Below are 14,260 nucleotides of genomic sequence, written 5' to 3' on the forward strand. Positions count from 1 at the left end.
TTCCTCTCGAAAAGGCAGGGCAAAAGGGCAGGTGAGGTCCGCGCCACGACGATGAGCCGGGGAAGGCGCAGGCCGATCGGGGTGCGGACGTCAGGCGGTGGCAGGGACGCCCTCGGCCGCGGTGAGGGCCACGTCGGTGTCCGCGGTGGCCAGCAGGGCGTTGATGTGGGAGCCGGCCAGAGCGCCGGCCGCGGCGGAGGCGCCCACCTGGGCGGTCAGGTCGGTGGCGTTGCCGGCCACCCACACTCCCGGCACGTCGGTGGCGCCGGCCATGCCGGAGGCGAAGCGGCGGCCCATGTTGTCGGGCAGGTCCTCCACCGGCAGTTTCAGTCCGTCCAGGCCCTCGGTGCGGGCCTGCATCTCGGTGACGACGGCGAGGACGCGGCGGGGAACGAGGGTGCCGTCGGCCAGGCGTACCCCGGCGAGAGTGCCGTCCTCGCTGCTCACGACCTCCTGCACCGGGGTGTCGATGACGGCGATGCTGCGGGCGGCGAAGCGCGCGCGGGCACCCGCGTCGAGTGCGGTGCCGCGGGTGAAGTAGATGACGTCGTCGGTCAGCTGGCGGAACAGCAGCGCGTGGTGGATCGAGGCGGGCCCGGTGGCGAGGATGCCGATGGGCTCGTCGCGTACCTCCCAGCCATGGCAGTACGGGCAGTGCACCACACAGCGCCCCCAATGCTCCGCGAGGCCGGGTATGTCGGGCAGCACGTCCCGCAATCCGGTGGCCACCAGCACGCGGCGCGCCGTCACCGTCTGACCGTCGGCAAGGGTGAACGAGAAGCGCAGATCGCCCTCGGCCGATGCCGCGGCGGGCTCGGCCGAGATCACTTCGCCGGAGACGATTCGGCCGCCGTACTGGCGCACCTGCTCCCGGCCCCGCCTGAGCAACTCGGAGGGAGGCGTGCCGTCCAGCACGATGAAGCCGTGCATGGCCTCGGCAGGCGCGTTGCGGGGGGTGCCACTGTCGATCACGACGACCGAGCGGCGGGAGCGGGCGAGCATCAGCGCACCGTTCAGTCCTGCGGCGCCGCCGCCGATGACCACCACGTCGACGGTGTCAGCCGGCAGCGTGTCGGTCGCATATGCGGAAGTCTGCACAGACATGTCCTCACTTCTCCTCGGTGCATGGCCCCAGCGGACCAGGGCCATCTACGTGGGACGATATCCCCGCCTTGCATTAAGGGCATAGGATGTTGCCTATGAAGCAAGAAGATGAAGGCTTGGACAGCCTCGTACGCAAACGCATCCGCGCCCTGCGGGTCGCACAGGGCTGGTCCCTCGAAGAGCTGGCCACCCGCGCCCGGCTCAGCCAGTCCTCACTGAGCCGCATCGAGAACGGCCAGCGCCGCCTCGCGCTGGATCAGCTCGTCACCCTCGCCCGCGCCCTGGACACCTCCCTCGACCAGCTGGTCGAGACCGCCACCGACGATGTCGTCACCAGCCCGATGATCTACGGCACCCACGGCGTGATGCGCTGGCCGATCAAGGCCGACCCCGGCATGACCGTGATGCGTCAGCGCATCACCGAGCCGCCGCCGGACAATCCCGCCCGCATGCGCGCCCATCCGGGCCGGGAATGGCTTGTCGTCCTGTCCGGCACGGCGATCCTCATGCTGGGCCACCGCCGCTTCCGCCTCGAGACCAACCAGGCTGCCGAGTTCCCCACGATGATGCCGCACGCCATAGGCGCCGAAGCCGGACCGTGCGAGATCCTGGGCATCTTCGACCGCGACGCGCGGCGCGGACACCAGCGCGAGGACGGCGGCCGCGATGACCAAGAAGGCTGTGACTGATGCGCGAAAGGTAGCCGTCTTGCGCGTCCGGCAGCATCGGCGGCCATCGTCTTGCGCAATACGAAAGGAATTATGCCGAACACGCATGGCCTTCGTAATGTGGCGTCATGACCCGAACACACCCGCACACCGGCCACGACCACAAGCACGGCACCGGCAGCCAAGAGGAGATCCTCGACCTGGACGCGGAAGTCCTCGCCGAGCACCTCACCGCCATCATCGAGTGGCTGCCCCTGGCCACCAGCCCGAGCCACATCGTGGATGTGGGCTGCGGCACCGGAGCGGGCACATTCGCCCTCCTCGAGCGCTTTCCCGAGGCGCGCGTCACAGCCGTCGACGCCTCACCCGGGCACCTGCAGCGCCTGCAGGAGAAGGCATGCGCCCGTGACATGGATGACCGCGTGCACATCGTGCAGGCCGACCTCGACGACGCCGGCTGGCCCGACCTCGGCACACCCGACCTCGTCTGGGCGTCGGCCTCGATGCACCACATGACCGACCCCGACCGCGTCATACGCAACATCCACGACCTGCTCGCGCCCGGCGGCCTGTTCACCGTCGTCGAACTGGCCGGCTTCCCCCGCTTCCTGCCCGCCGACGCACCCGAGGACCGGCCCGGCCTGGAAGAGCGCTGCCACGCCGCGACCGACCACTTCCACGCCGGAGACCTGCCCCACCGCGGCGCCGACTGGGGACCGATGCTGACCGCCGCCGGATTCGCCATCGACGGCAAACGCACCATCACCGTGCACATCGAGGGCTCCCGCAGCGAGGCGATCGGCCGCTACGCCCTCAGTGCCCTGCAGCGCATCCGCGGCACCGCCGCCCAGGCGCTCTCACCCGAAGACCTCGCCGCGCTCGATCGCCTGCTCGACAACGGCGGCCCGCACAGCATCCTGCGCCGCGACGACCTCGCAGTACGCACCGAACGCACCGTCTGGGCCGCCCGCCGCACCTGAACTCACCGAGTGCACAGACGTGCCCGGCAAGGGCGAGCAGAGCATCGAGGAGAACATCCAGACGTCACGGAGCCGACCGCCGCCAGGCGTCGATCACGGCCCGCTCCTCGGCGGGGTCGAGCCCGGGCGGGAACGCGGGGATCTCGCCGGACCCGGTCAGCCACGCCCAGGTGTCGGCGACGGTCTCCAGCACCGGACGGCACCGCAGCCCGGTCGCCAGGGCCCGGCGGACGTCGGTCCGGATGAGCCCGGCCAGCGCGGGACCTGGCGGGATCCATCCCGGCAGCGCCGCCCACCGGTCGATCCCGGCGGCCTCGATCGCCTCGGGCTCGACCCAGACCAGCTCGGCGAGCCCGCCGGTGACCGCGACCGCGGACTCCAGCAGGTCGCGGGTCGTGGCGTGCCCCTCCGGGTTGACCAGGTTGACCGGGCCGGGCACGCCGCCTTCGGCCGCGTCGAGGAGCCAGGCGGCGAGGTCGCGCACGTCCACATAGCGGAACGGCTGGTCGGCCGGGCCGGGGGCGAGCATCTCCCCGCCCCGCGCCGCCCGCAACAGCCAGTGCGGCAGCTGCCCCGGAAGCTCGTACGGCCCGAGGATCAGCCCGGCCCTGGCCAGTACGGCGCGGTCGCCGAAGGCCTCCTCCACGGCGAGCTCGCCACCCCGCTTGTTGGGGGCGTAGTCGGTGTCCTCGGCGTCCGCCGACGCATCGACCGTGGGCCAGTCCTCGTTCAGGCCGGCCGGCGTCGGGGGCGCGTACACCGCCCTGCTGGAGACGTACACGTATCTGCCCGCGCACCCGGCCAGCGCGCGGGCGCTGTCGCGCACGACCCGGGGCGCGCCGGCCCAGGTGTCCACCACGGCGTCCCACCGGGCCTCGGCGAGCGGGGCCAGGTCGGCCGGGCTGAGCCGGTCGCCGGTCACCGCCTCGGCTCCGGGGTGAGCCCACCCGGCGAGCCCGCGAGTGAACGTGGTGACGTGCCAGCCGCGCTCCACGGCCGCCGTCACCACCCACCGGCCGACGAACGTCGTGCCGCCCAGCACCAGCAACCGCATGCCGCTCACCCCTGCCTCCGGATCCGATACAGGACGTGCCGGCGCAGCGGGTGACCCTCGGGGAGCACCGGGTGGTCGAAGTCCCCGGCGGGGTCGTGGGTCATCCCGAGCCGCCGCATGACCGCCTGCGAGCGGACGTTCGGCACCGCAGTGAACGAGACGACCTCGGTCAGGCCGACCCGGCCGAACCCGTCCTCCAGCGACGCCCGCGCCGCCTCCGTGGCGTACCCCCGCCCCCAGGCGGAGCGGGCGAACCGCCATCCGATCTCCACGCACGGCGTGAAGTGGGCGGTGAACCGGGGGACCTGCAGTCCGGTGAAGCCGATGAACCGCCCGTCCGCCTCGACCGCCCACCAGCCGAACCCGCGCTCGTCGAATCCGGCCTCGATGCGCTCGACCAGAGCGTCGCTCTCCTCCCTGGACAGCGTGGCCGGGAAGTGCTCCATCACGACCGGATCGGCGTTCAGGACGGCGAAGGGCTCCTTGTCCTCCTCGCGCCAGCGCCGCAGCACGAGCCGTTCTGTTTTGATCGAATTCGCCACCCGCCGACGATAGTGCACGCAGGCTTTGGCCGCTGATGACGGACACCGATGCGGGGGGCGGGAGAAAGCAGAGCCGGAAGTCGGCTAGAGTCGTTCATGGCCGATGTGGTTTGTGTCCCCCGGGCCGCAATCACCGCCTTCACGGAATACCGTTCGGCTGGAGCCGTGTTGTGCATCTCGCCGAGGAGGCGACCGCCACATCGGCCCTCGACGTGGGCGCCCCGCGAGACTCGTTCTCGCGGGGCGTCGTGTCTTTTCACCAGGCTCGGCCCCGCGGCAGGCTCGCCAGGCCGGGGGCGGACAGGTGCAGCACCTCGTAGTGTTCGGCTTCGGCCAGGCGGGGCGCCTCCCGCTCCCACAACGAGAACGTCATCAACCGCCAGTGGTGCGGGTCCACGGCGAGGGCGGCGGTGTGCAGGCCCTGGGCGCCGCCCAGGTCACGCAGCTCGGCGAGGGCGCCGGCCACCTGCTCGGTCAGATCAGCCGAGGCGGGCATCGGCGTCAGCCGCCGCGACGCCGCGAGAGGCGCCGTCCCCCGGGCCGGGCCCGCCTCGACGGCCAGGCCCGTCCAGTGCTGTACGACCGGCCGGCCGAAGTCGCCGACGATGCCCTGGAAGCCGCCCCCGCCGACAAGGAACTCGCCCATCCTCCCGGCCTCGTGCCAGAGGTAGAACGGCGCGTACTGGTTGACCGGCGACCCGGCCGCGCCCCGCTCGCGGATCAGGTAGGCCTTGAGGCCGAGCCCGGCCCGGTCGTCGAGGGCGTGGCCGCGGGTGGACACCCGCTCCCGGATGATCGTCATGTCGTAGTCGGCGGGCAGGGTGATCTCGTACTGCATCGCGTACACGGCGGCCTCTTCCGGTGGGGTCAGGGGCGGGACAGCAGGGCGAGCACACCGTCGACGGCCTGGTGGAACGGCTCGGGCGAGCCGGCCGCGCGGGCCAGGACGTATCCGCCCTGCAGCACCGCCACGACCGTCGCGGCGGTCGGCCCGGGTTCGAGACCGGCGTCGAGTTCGCCCCGGTCGCGTCCCTCGGCCAGCACCGCCGCGAGCCGGTCGCGCAGCCACGCGAACGTCTCCTCCACCGGCCGCCGCAGCGCCGGATCGGCCATGACGTCGGGGTCCTGGGTGAGCCGGCCGATCGGGCAGCCCCGCAGCACCTCCCGCTCGCGCCGCAGGTAGGCCGACAGCCGCTCGAGGGCCGTGCCCGGGCCGCCCAGGATCTCCTCCACCCCGGCGCGCATCTCCTCCGCCGTACGGCCGATCGCGGCCAGCGCGAGGTCGGGCTTGCCGGAGAAGTGGTGATACATGCTGCCCTGACCGGCTCCCGCCCGCCGCTGGATGGCCCGCGGACTGGTTCCGACGTAACCGCGTTCCCACAGCAGTTCGCGGGTGCTCTCGATCAGGCGGTCCGGCGTGCTCATGCCGTACATACTAGTAGGTACAGAGAAGTGTTGGTGAAGCCGTACAAAACACGAGGCGGTGTGTTGCAGGGGTCATACACCTGAACAGGGGTCCGGGCGGCCTAGGGTATGTCCGTCGGACCGGAGAAGGAGAGGCCGTGCTCTACCCCGCCCTGAAGTTCGTCAGCGTTCCCGTCATGCACGCGCTGTGGCGGCCGCGGATGGAGGGACGCGAGCACGTCCCCGCGCACGGGCCCGCGATCATCGCCTCCAACCACCTGTCCGTGCTCGACTCGTTCTTCATGCCGGCCGTGGTGCCGCGCATGGTGCGGTTCGTGGCGAAGAAGGAGTACTTCACCGGCAACCCCGTCGTCGCGGCGTGGATGCGCGCGATGGGGGCGATGGAGATCGACCGGGAGAACGTCTCCGCCGCCCAGGACATGCTCGACGCCGCGGTGGAGGTGCTGAAGGCGGGCGAGTTGTTCGGCATCTACCCCGAGGGCACCCGCTCCCCCGACGGCCGGCTGTACCGGGGCAAGGTCGGCGTGGCCTGGCTCACGCTCACCACCGGCGCCCCCGTCGTGCCCGTCGCCATGCTCGGCACCGAGAAGGTGCTGCCGCCCGGCACGTCGGTGCCGCGCCTGCACAAGATCGGCGTGCGGTTCGGCGAGCCGATGACCTTCACCGGCGACCCGGGCAGCGCCAGGGACCGGCGGCGGGTGACCGACGAGGTCATGGCCGCGATCCAGCGCCTGTCCGGCCAGGAGTACGTCCCCCGGTACGGCGCCAGCGTCAAGGGCGCCGGCGAAGCCGGAGTGTAAATAACGATTTGGCCCCGCTAGGCTCTGAACCCGACCACAGGGCCGTCATGGGGGGTGTGCGTGCCGCGAGGACGTACCGTCGCGATCTCGGCCGCCGTGGCCGTCGTGCTGGCCGGGGCGGCCGCCGGCGGCGCCTACTACGTGCTGCACACGCGCGGCACACCGCAGGAGACCGCGGCGCGGTTCACCGCGGCCTGGTCGAGGGGCGACCTCGCGGCGATGAAGGCCGAGCTCGCCTCACCCGCCGCCGGCTTCGACGCGGCGTACGCCGAGCTCACCAAGAACCTCGCAGTGGCGAAGGTCGCCGTCCGCGACGTGCGGGCCGGCGCGGCGAAGGACGACCGGGCGACCGCTTCCTACACCGCCACCGCCACCGTGAAGAACGTCGGCGACTGGACCTACAGGGGCTCGCTCAAGCTTGTGGTCAAGGACCACTACTGGAAGGTCGACTGGTCGCCGTCCGCGGTCCACCCCGCGCTCGACGGGACCAACCACCTGGCGCTGAAGACGTCGTGGCCGCAGCGCGCGGCCGTCACCGACGCCAACGGCGACCGCATCGACGGCGGCGACGTGGGCGGCTCGGTGCAGCAGCTCGTCGGCTTCCTGGACAAGGCCGGGGACGATGACGTCGAGAAGCTGGGCACCGCCTACAAGAAGGGCGACGCCGTGGGCCGCGGCGGCCTGCAGGAGACGTTCCAGAAGCAGCTCGCGGGCACCCCCACCACAGAGATCCAGGTGGTGGGCGAGAGCCGGAAGACCCTGCACGCCGTCAAGGGCTCCCCCGGCAAGGACCTGCGGACCAGCCTCGACCTGAAGGTGCAGAAGGCCGCCGCCGACGCGGTGCGCGACCTGGACAAACCCACCTCGCTCGTCGCCGTCAAACCCTCGACCGGCGAGATCCTCGCCGTCGTGAACAACAGGGGCGGCTTCAACCGCGCACTGGACGGCAAGTACGCCCCCGGATCCACGTTCAAGACGGTCACGGCGGCCGGGCTGCTGGCCGAGGGACTGACCCCGTCGAGCCGGGTGACCTGCCCCAAGGAGGCGGTCGTCGGAGGGCTGAAGATCCGCAACTCCGACCACGAGGCGTTCGGGTCGCTGTCGTTCCTCGACTCCTACGCCCACTCGTGCAACACGACGTTCGCCCCGCTCGCCGCCCAGAAGCTGGGCGCGCGCAAGCTGTACGACCTGGCGACGGACCTGGGCTTCAACCAGCCCCTGCGCATCGGCATCCCGGCGACCCCCGGCAGCATGCCGAAAGCCGCCAGCGACGCCGAACTCGCCGCGGAGTCGTTCGGGCAGGCCAGGATCACCGCGAGCCCGCTGGTGATCGCGAGCGTGGCCGCGGCGGTGGCCGACGGCTCCTGGCGGCCACCCACGCTGGTGCCCTCGCTGGAGCAGAAGACCGGCCCCAAGAAGCTGCCGGAGGAGGTCGTCAAGAGCCTGCGGTCGATGATGCGGGCGGTCGTCACCAAGGGCACCGCCCACGCCGCCGGGCTGCCCGCGGGGACGGCGGGCAAGACCGGGACCGCCGAGTTCGGCACCGGGCCCGAACTCGACTCGCACGCCTGGTTCATGGGCTTCCGCGGCGACCTGGCCTTCGCCGTCGTCGTGGAGGCCGGGGGCATGGGCGGCGAGGTGGCCGCCCCGGTCGCCGCTCACTTCCTCAAGTCCCTGTCCTGACGTCAGGGCCGGCTCAGGTCAGAGCGAGCCTGGCGCCGAGCGCGACGAACGACGCGGCGAAGACCCGCCGGATCCAGGCCATCACGCGGGGCCGGGAGAGCACATGCGTGCGCACCGCGGCGGCGAGCACGCAGTACGCCACGAACACGACGAAGGTGAGCAACATGAAGACGCCGCGAGCACCTGGAAGGCGAGGGCGCTCGCGTGCAGCAGGGCCGCGAGGCCGGTGATCGTGGTGACGACGTGCGGGACGATGCCGAGGGTGCACGCTGCGGCTACGACCACGCTCGCGCGCCGGCCTCGTGAGAGTGCGGCCGACAACGTGTAGACGACGCCCGTTCCCGGCGTGGCGACCGCGATGAGGGCGGTCGCCAGGAACGCGATGCTCACGGTTTCCTCCTTGTCCTGCGAGCTCCTCCTGAGAGCGGCTGGGTGACGAGGGGCACGTCGCCGGGCGGGGCCGGGGCGGCACCGTGGTCGTCTCGGCCCCGGCCGCGCCCGCACCCGCCACGCCGGAGGAGCCTCCCGCCCCGGGCGACGTCTTCACCGCCGAGCCCGGCGCCGCCGTCTTCGACCTCCTGCGCTCGGCGCCGGCGAGGATCGACCTGTCCCCGGGAGTGCCCGATCTGGGGGCGTTCCCGCGCGCCGCGTGGCTGCGCGCCGAGCGGTCGGTGCTCGGCGCGCTCGCCACGCCGGAGCTCGGGTACGGCGATCCCCGCGGGACCTTCCCCCTGCGCCGTGCCGTGGCGCACTGGCTGGCCCGCACCCGGGGCATCCGCGCCGACCCCGCGGACGTGGTCGTCGTCGCGGGGACCGCGCAGGCGCTCGGGCTTGTCGCGCGGGTGCTCTCCGGCCACGGCATCGGCGAGGTCGCGGTGGAGGATCCCGGTTCGCTGGGCGCGCGTCAGCACCTGCGGCACGCGGGCGTGGACACCCCGCCGGTGGCGGTGGACGCGCAGGGCCTGCGGGTGGACGAGCTGCGCGCCCTGGGCGCCCCCGCCGTCCTGCTCACACCGGCCCACCAGTTCCCGACCGGCGTCGTGCTGGGCGGCGGCAGACGCCGCGACCTCATGCGCTGGGCGGGCGAGGGCGGTCTGGTCGTCGAGGACGACTACGACGCCGAGCACCGGTACGACCGGCCGCCCGTCCCCGCACTGCGCGCCGCGCTCCCCGACGGGGTCTTCTACTGCGGCAGCGTGTCCAAGCTCCTCGCCCCCGCCCTGAGGGTCGGAGCGCCACCTGCGCCTGCTACGCGGGCGCCACCGGCCACGCCGGGACGCGATGATCTCCGCGATCCGGACGCACCTGCCCGGCGCGGCGGCGGGGCTGCACCTGATGGTCACGTTCGACGCGCCCCTGAGCGACCGCGAGCTGGCGGCCGCGGCACTCGACCGGGGGGTGAAGGTGCAGCCCCTGTCGTGGCACCGCCACCGCCCCGGTCCTCCCGGGCTCGTCCTGGGGTACGCGGCGAGCACGCCCGGCGCGATCGGCGAGGGGGTGGCCGTGCTCGGCGAGGTCCTCAACGCCGCCGAACCGGGACAGCGGCGGCGTCGTGCCGCGGAGCCGTGACCGCGGGGTGGCGGCCGCGTCTCGTACGCCGGCTCTGTATGGGCGATAAGAGTGCGCGTCGCCTGACCGCCGCCTCGAGGTTGTCGAGCTCGTTGCCGCGATGGGCGCGGTGCTGCTGCGTCCAGGTCTCGTCGTGGAGGGGAGCGAGCGTCATGACCAGCTTCGTGCGGTCACCGGCGGGCTCGATGTCGATGGTCGTCAGGTGCTCGTACGGCTCGTGACCGGGCACGAAGTCGATCAGCGACAGGTAGGAGAGGCGGGTCCGCGACGCGACCTCGGTGAACGTCTTGCGGAACTCGGCCGAGAGCGGATTGCCGGTGTTCCGCATGAACGCGACCTGTTCCGGCGCGGTCGCGGTCATGGTGTATCGCAGCTGACCGCCGGGCCTGAGCTCCAGCTCGCTCACCCGGATCTCGAAACCGTCGGGGACCCACCACTCCTCGAGGCCGGCGGCGGTGGTCAACAGCTCCCAGACGAGCTCCGCCGGAGCGTCGTAGGTGCGCTCGAGCCGTGCGGTGTCCGAGCTGGGCGTGAATTCGGTGCTCATCGATTCTCCTCGTTCCGCGGGTTCTGCGGGTCTGGGGTTCTGCGGGTCTGGGGTCCTGCGGGCCGGGCTCGCGTGGGCTGCGTTCAGTCCCAGCGGCTGATTTCGCCGACGGGGTAGGCCGCGAACGCGCCGCTTTCGGCGCCGGTCTTGAGACTGGTGAGGTAGGAGCCCCAGTTGGTGCTGCATCCGCTCATGAATTCGCCGGCTTGTTGCCAGCCGGCGTGGGTGAACAACAGCGTGGTGCCGCCATGGCCGCTGGGCCGGAGCGTGAAGGTGATCCGGGTGCCGATCCAGGTGCCGGGCCCGTCGGCGACCCGCCACACCACCTGGTCCGGGGTGTCGGTCAGGACCCGCATGACGGCGGCGGGCCGCTCGGCGTCGCCGAAGTAGACACCGAAGCTGGAGCCGACGGCGTGTTCGCCGGTGAGCGGCCGCCCCGTCCACCAGCGGGCGATGCCGTCGACACCGGCGATGAGGTCGTGCACCCGCTGCGGCGGGGCGTCGATGCTGATGCGGTGCAGGATGTCAGGCATTTGGGTCCTTTCGGTCAGGCCGAGACGAGCACGCCGGGCGGATCTGTCGGGCGGATCTGCAGCAGTGACGAACGGCCGGGCGCCGGACGGACACCACCGCTGGAAAAATCCGTCGGCGGCCGCTGTCCGTCCACGGCGACGCCGCTCGTCTGATACTTGACGCGATGTCGACCCCTGACCGGAGGACCCATGCAGTACGCGTTGCTGGCCTACAGCCCGGCGGAGACCACGGACCGGGCAACACGCCCGATTCCCGATGATCTCGCCCCCCTGCTCGACCGGCCGGAAGTCACCGGCTGGACGCGGCTCCACGCTGACGAGTCGGCGACGACGCTGCGCAACGACGAAGGACGGATGCTGCTGACCGACGGACCGTTCATCGACAGCAAGGAGTACCTCGCCGGCCTGATCCTGATCGAGGCCGACGACCTCGACGGGGCACTCGCCACCGCCGCGGAACTGCTCCGGACGACCAGGCCCGGCACCGCGATCGAGGTGCGGCCCATCCTCGACGGACGCTTCCGTGGCGCTTGACGCCGTCTTCCGCGACCAGTGGGGTCGCGTGCTGGCCACATTGGTCGGGATCCTCGGCGACATCGAACTGGCCGAGGACGCGGCCGCCGAAGCGTTCGCCATCGCCGCCGAACGCTGGCCACGCGACGGGGAACCGGCCAACCCCACCGGCTGGCTCATCACGACCGCACGCAACCGCGCCATCGACCACCTGCGCCGCCGGCAGGTCCTGGCCGACAAGACGAATCTGCTCACCCGCGACCTTGAGACCGGGCCACAGCCACGGGAGGTCATCATGGACGACGCCGCCACCATTCCGGACGAGCGGCTGGAGCTGATCTTCACCTGCTGTCACCCGGCGCTCGCCCTCGAGGCTCAGGTGGCGCTCACCCTGCGCACCCTCGGCGGCCTGTCCACCGACGAGATCGCGCTGGCGTTCCTCGTCCCGTTCGAGACCATGAGCAAACGACTGACCAGGACCAAACGCAAGATCCGTAACGCGGGCATCCCGTTCGCCGTGCCGCCCGATCACCGGCTGCCCGACAGGCTGGCGGCCGTCCTCGCCGTGGTCTATCTGATCTTCAATCAGGGCTGGGGCGGTGGCCGCGTCGACCTCACCGCGGAAGCGATCCACCTCGGCCGGGCGCTCGCCGGCCTGATGCCGGACGAACCTGAAGTGCTCGCGCTGCTGGCGCTGATGCTGCTGCACGACGCGCGCAAGGCGGCCCGCCTGCGCGACGGGCAGATCGTCCCCCTCGACGAGCAGGACCGCGCTCTGTGGGACGCGCGGCAGCTCGACGAGGGCCGAGCGCTGCTGCAGCGGGCCATGGCACGCGGGCGCACCGGGCCCTACCTGGTCCAGGGGGCCATCGCCGACCTCCACCTGCATGAGCCCCGCGACTGGCGGCAGATCGCCGCGCTGTACCAGACGCTCGCCCGGCAGACCCGCTCGTCGATCGTCGAGATGAACCGGGCCATCGCCGTGGCCGAGATCGACGGGCCCGAGGCCGGCCTGGCCATCCTCGACCGCCTCGACCTCGGCCACTACCGATACTTCCACTCCACCCGGGCCGAGTTCCTGCGTCGCGCCGGCCGCGACGCCGAGGCTCACCACGCCTATCGCCGGGCGCTCGATCTCGCGCAGACCGAGCCGGAACAGCGTTTCCTCGCCGACCGCCTGGCCGAGACCGCGTCCCCGTCCTGAGGAGCCCGGCTGCCCCGGCAGATGACGGGCACCATCAACCGATCACTCCCTGCGCGATCGGCGGGGAGGTGGGCGTGCTCGGCGAGGTTCGGAGGGCCGCTAAACCGGGAGAGCGGCGGCGTCGTGCCGCAGGGCCATGACCAGCAGGGTCGCGATCAACGTGGCGATGAGCAGCCAGCTCACCGCGATGATCACAGTGGAGCGGCCCGGCCGGCGGCGGCCCGCTCCTCGCCCCTGCCGCCCGCGCCCCGCACGGTGGTTGAACGACTCGAGCCTGGCCGCAAGCTTCGGATCCTCGTCGGTGAGGTGCCGCTCGATCATCGCCAGCATCCGCTCTTCGTCCTGCGACCAGGCCATCGCGCAACTCTCCCAGAACGCAAGGTATGTGCCGACGTTCTGCCCAACGATGAAGATCGTTAGCCGTTTCGAGGGCCGCGATTTACGACGCGTTGCACGTTGCGATCTCCATCGAACTTATGTTCTAATCGAAGGGTGCGATGGGACGGGCTGCGCCTCGACGTGGGCATGGACACGGAGAGCGGCGGGCGTGATGGCGAGCAGGGCGATACGACACCCCTGTTCGCCCGGTCGGCCGTGACGCGGACCTTCGACACCCCGGAGTTCCGGGGCGTCACCTTCTACGAGATCCACGCGCGGTCGATCATCAACCGGGTCCCCTCGGCCAGCCGGGTTCCGTTCGAGTGGACGATCAACCCCTACCGCGGCTGCACCCACGCGTGCACGTACTGCTTCGCCCGCAGGACGCACGAATACCTCGACCTGGACTCCGGGCGGGACTTCGACTCGAAGATCGTCGTGAAGGTCAACGCCGCCGACCTCGTACGCAGAGAGCTCGCGGCCCCCCGGTGGGGCGGGCATCCCATCGCGATGGGGACCAACGTCGACTGCTACCAGCGGGCCGAGGGCCGCTACCGGCTGATGCCGGGCATCCTCGCGGCCCTGCGGGACGCCCGCAACCCGTTCTCGATCCTCACCAAGGGCTCACTGATCCTGCGCGACCTCGGGCTGCTCACCGAGGCGGCAGAGGTGACCGACGTCAGCACGGCCGTCTCGATCGGGTTCACCGACGAGTCACTGTGGCGGGCCGTCGAGCCGGGCACCCCCTCGCCACGCAAACGACTGGAGGTGTGCGCCACCCTGAACGAGCACGGCATCCCGTGCGGCGTGCTCATGGCGCCTATCCTCCCCTATCTCTGCGACTCCCCGCGAGCTCTGGAGACAACCGTGCGCCGCATCGCCGAGACCGGCGCGACGCACATCACACCGATCGTGCTCCACCTGCGGCCGGGCGCGCGCGAGTGGTTCATGGCCTGGCTGTCGCGAGAGCACCCCCGGCTCGTCCCCCGTTATCTGGAGCTGTACGGCCGGGGTGCCTACGCCCCCAAGGCCTACCAGGAACGGATCGGACAGGCCGTGCGCGCGCTCGCCCGCGAGCACGGCATCGGCCGGTCGGCCCCGCGCGGCGATCGAGCGTCGGGGGCGCGCGGCGCCCGTGTCGGGCAACGGCCCGGCGAGCCACCGGTCCCCCAGCCCGCGCCGGCCGCGACGCCCGAACAGCTCACGCTCCTTTAGGCGTCCGCCGGCAGGTGCGGCTGCTCCTGCTCGGCCGCGGGACCG

The 14,260-nt window shown here is 71.9% G+C and carries 17 protein-coding genes and 2 pseudogenes; 9 read left to right on the forward strand and 10 right to left on the reverse strand.

The window, feature by feature from the left end; genetic code table 11:
• Positions 1 to 90 precede the first annotated feature (90 nt).
• Positions 91 to 1,104, reverse strand: a complete 1,014-nt coding sequence (locus QSK36_RS32120; RefSeq protein WP_285784964.1) for an NAD(P)/FAD-dependent oxidoreductase — start codon at positions 1,102 to 1,104, stop codon at positions 91 to 93.
• 86 nt (positions 1,105 to 1,190) lie between these two features.
• Between QSK36_RS32120 and QSK36_RS32125 the strand changes: the two genes are divergently transcribed.
• Together QSK36_RS32125 and QSK36_RS32130 are read left to right on the forward strand one after the other, a co-directional pair.
• On the forward strand, positions 1,191 to 1,793 hold the full coding sequence (locus QSK36_RS32125; RefSeq protein ID WP_183532567.1) for a helix-turn-helix domain-containing protein: 603 nt from the start codon (positions 1,191 to 1,193) through the stop codon (positions 1,791 to 1,793).
• A gap of 107 nt (positions 1,794 to 1,900) precedes the next feature.
• Positions 1,901 to 2,752 carry a methyltransferase gene (locus QSK36_RS32130; RefSeq protein ID WP_285784965.1) on the forward strand — a complete coding sequence of 284 codons (852 nt, stop codon included), beginning with the start codon at positions 1,901 to 1,903 and terminating at the stop codon, positions 2,750 to 2,752.
• Between the two features lie 64 nt (positions 2,753 to 2,816).
• On the opposite strand, the gene QSK36_RS32135 is transcribed toward QSK36_RS32130, so the two are convergent.
• The 4 genes from QSK36_RS32135 to QSK36_RS32150 all read right to left on the reverse strand — a co-directional run bounded on the left by QSK36_RS32135 (position 2,817) and on the right by QSK36_RS32150 (position 5,773).
• The gene (locus QSK36_RS32135; protein ID WP_285784966.1) at positions 2,817 to 3,806 is read right to left on the reverse strand and encodes an NAD-dependent epimerase/dehydratase family protein; all 990 of its coding nucleotides are present in this window, start codon (positions 3,804 to 3,806) and stop codon (positions 2,817 to 2,819) included.
• A gap of 5 nt (positions 3,807 to 3,811) precedes the next feature.
• Positions 3,812 to 4,348: a GNAT family N-acetyltransferase gene (locus tag QSK36_RS32140; RefSeq protein WP_285784967.1), complete on the reverse strand. Its 537-nt coding sequence runs from the start codon at positions 4,346 to 4,348 to the stop codon at positions 3,812 to 3,814.
• Positions 4,349 to 4,604: 256 nt separating this feature from the next.
• The gene (locus QSK36_RS32145) at positions 4,605 to 5,186 is read right to left on the reverse strand and encodes a DUF4865 family protein (protein ID WP_285785121.1); all 582 of its coding nucleotides are present in this window, start codon (positions 5,184 to 5,186) and stop codon (positions 4,605 to 4,607) included.
• A 29-nt stretch (positions 5,187 to 5,215) separates the two neighbouring features.
• Positions 5,216 to 5,773: a TetR/AcrR family transcriptional regulator gene (locus tag QSK36_RS32150; protein WP_285784968.1), complete on the reverse strand. Its 558-nt coding sequence runs from the start codon at positions 5,771 to 5,773 to the stop codon at positions 5,216 to 5,218.
• 137 nt (positions 5,774 to 5,910) lie between these two features.
• On the opposite strand from QSK36_RS32150, the gene QSK36_RS32155 reads away from it, so the two are divergent.
• Positions 5,911 to 6,573 (forward strand): lysophospholipid acyltransferase family protein, encoded by a 663-nt coding sequence (locus tag QSK36_RS32155; protein ID WP_285784969.1) that lies wholly within the window; start codon positions 5,911 to 5,913, stop codon positions 6,571 to 6,573.
• Between the two features lie 60 nt (positions 6,574 to 6,633).
• A complete protein-coding gene (locus QSK36_RS32160) occupies positions 6,634 to 8,256 on the forward strand; it encodes a penicillin-binding transpeptidase domain-containing protein (RefSeq protein ID WP_285784970.1) in 1,623 nt (540 codons plus the stop codon).
• A gap of 13 nt (positions 8,257 to 8,269) precedes the next feature.
• Here the strand turns inward: QSK36_RS32160 and QSK36_RS32165 are convergent, their stop codons facing one another.
• Together QSK36_RS32165 and QSK36_RS43585 are read right to left on the reverse strand one after the other, a co-directional pair.
• Positions 8,270 to 8,422: a hypothetical protein gene (locus tag QSK36_RS32165; protein ID WP_225897789.1), complete on the reverse strand. Its 153-nt coding sequence runs from the start codon at positions 8,420 to 8,422 to the stop codon at positions 8,270 to 8,272.
• Positions 8,423 to 8,487: 65 nt separating this feature from the next.
• Positions 8,488 to 8,760, reverse strand: a pseudogene (locus QSK36_RS43585) (hypothetical protein); the annotation flags it as partial.
• A 113-nt stretch (positions 8,761 to 8,873) separates the two neighbouring features.
• Here QSK36_RS43585 and QSK36_RS32175 point away from each other — a divergent pair.
• Both QSK36_RS32175 and QSK36_RS32180 read left to right on the forward strand, forming a co-directional pair.
• Positions 8,874 to 9,431 (forward strand): annotated as a pseudogene (locus QSK36_RS32175) (aminotransferase class I/II-fold pyridoxal phosphate-dependent enzyme); the annotation flags it as partial.
• A 106-nt stretch (positions 9,432 to 9,537) separates the two neighbouring features.
• Positions 9,538 to 9,825, forward strand: coding sequence for a hypothetical protein (locus tag QSK36_RS32180; RefSeq protein WP_285785126.1), 288 nt, complete (start codon positions 9,538 to 9,540; stop codon positions 9,823 to 9,825).
• Here the strand turns inward: QSK36_RS32180 and QSK36_RS32185 are convergent.
• Both QSK36_RS32185 and QSK36_RS32190 read right to left on the reverse strand, forming a co-directional pair.
• On the reverse strand, positions 9,776 to 10,372 hold the full coding sequence (locus QSK36_RS32185) for an SRPBCC family protein (RefSeq protein ID WP_285784971.1): 597 nt from the start codon (positions 10,370 to 10,372) through the stop codon (positions 9,776 to 9,778). The genes QSK36_RS32180 and QSK36_RS32185 overlap by 50 nt on opposite strands.
• A gap of 83 nt (positions 10,373 to 10,455) precedes the next feature.
• Positions 10,456 to 10,905 carry an SRPBCC family protein gene (locus tag QSK36_RS32190; RefSeq protein WP_285784972.1) on the reverse strand — a complete coding sequence of 150 codons (450 nt, stop codon included), beginning with the start codon at positions 10,903 to 10,905 and terminating at the stop codon, positions 10,456 to 10,458.
• A gap of 189 nt (positions 10,906 to 11,094) precedes the next feature.
• On the opposite strand from QSK36_RS32190, the gene QSK36_RS32195 reads away from it, so the two are divergent.
• Entirely contained in the window at positions 11,095 to 11,439 is a 345-nt protein-coding gene (locus QSK36_RS32195; protein WP_285784973.1) for a YciI family protein, read from the forward strand.
• Positions 11,429 to 12,622, forward strand: a complete 1,194-nt coding sequence (locus tag QSK36_RS32200) for an RNA polymerase sigma factor (RefSeq protein ID WP_285784974.1) — start codon at positions 11,429 to 11,431, stop codon at positions 12,620 to 12,622. The genes QSK36_RS32195 and QSK36_RS32200 overlap by 11 nt, the downstream gene beginning before the upstream one ends.
• A gap of 99 nt (positions 12,623 to 12,721) precedes the next feature.
• Here the strand turns inward: QSK36_RS32200 and QSK36_RS32205 are convergent, their stop codons facing one another.
• Entirely contained in the window at positions 12,722 to 12,979 is a 258-nt protein-coding gene (locus QSK36_RS32205; protein ID WP_079313873.1) for a DUF3040 domain-containing protein, read from the reverse strand.
• Between the two features lie 135 nt (positions 12,980 to 13,114).
• Between QSK36_RS32205 and QSK36_RS32210 the strand changes: the two genes are divergently transcribed.
• Positions 13,115 to 14,215, forward strand: coding sequence for an Rv2578c family radical SAM protein (locus QSK36_RS32210; protein WP_285784975.1), 1,101 nt, complete (start codon positions 13,115 to 13,117; stop codon positions 14,213 to 14,215).
• Positions 14,216 to 14,260: the final 45 nt, after the last annotated feature.

The organism is Microbispora sp. NBRC 16548 (assembly GCF_030268985.1).
GTDB lineage: Bacteria > Actinomycetota > Actinomycetes > Streptosporangiales > Streptosporangiaceae > Microbispora > Microbispora catharanthi.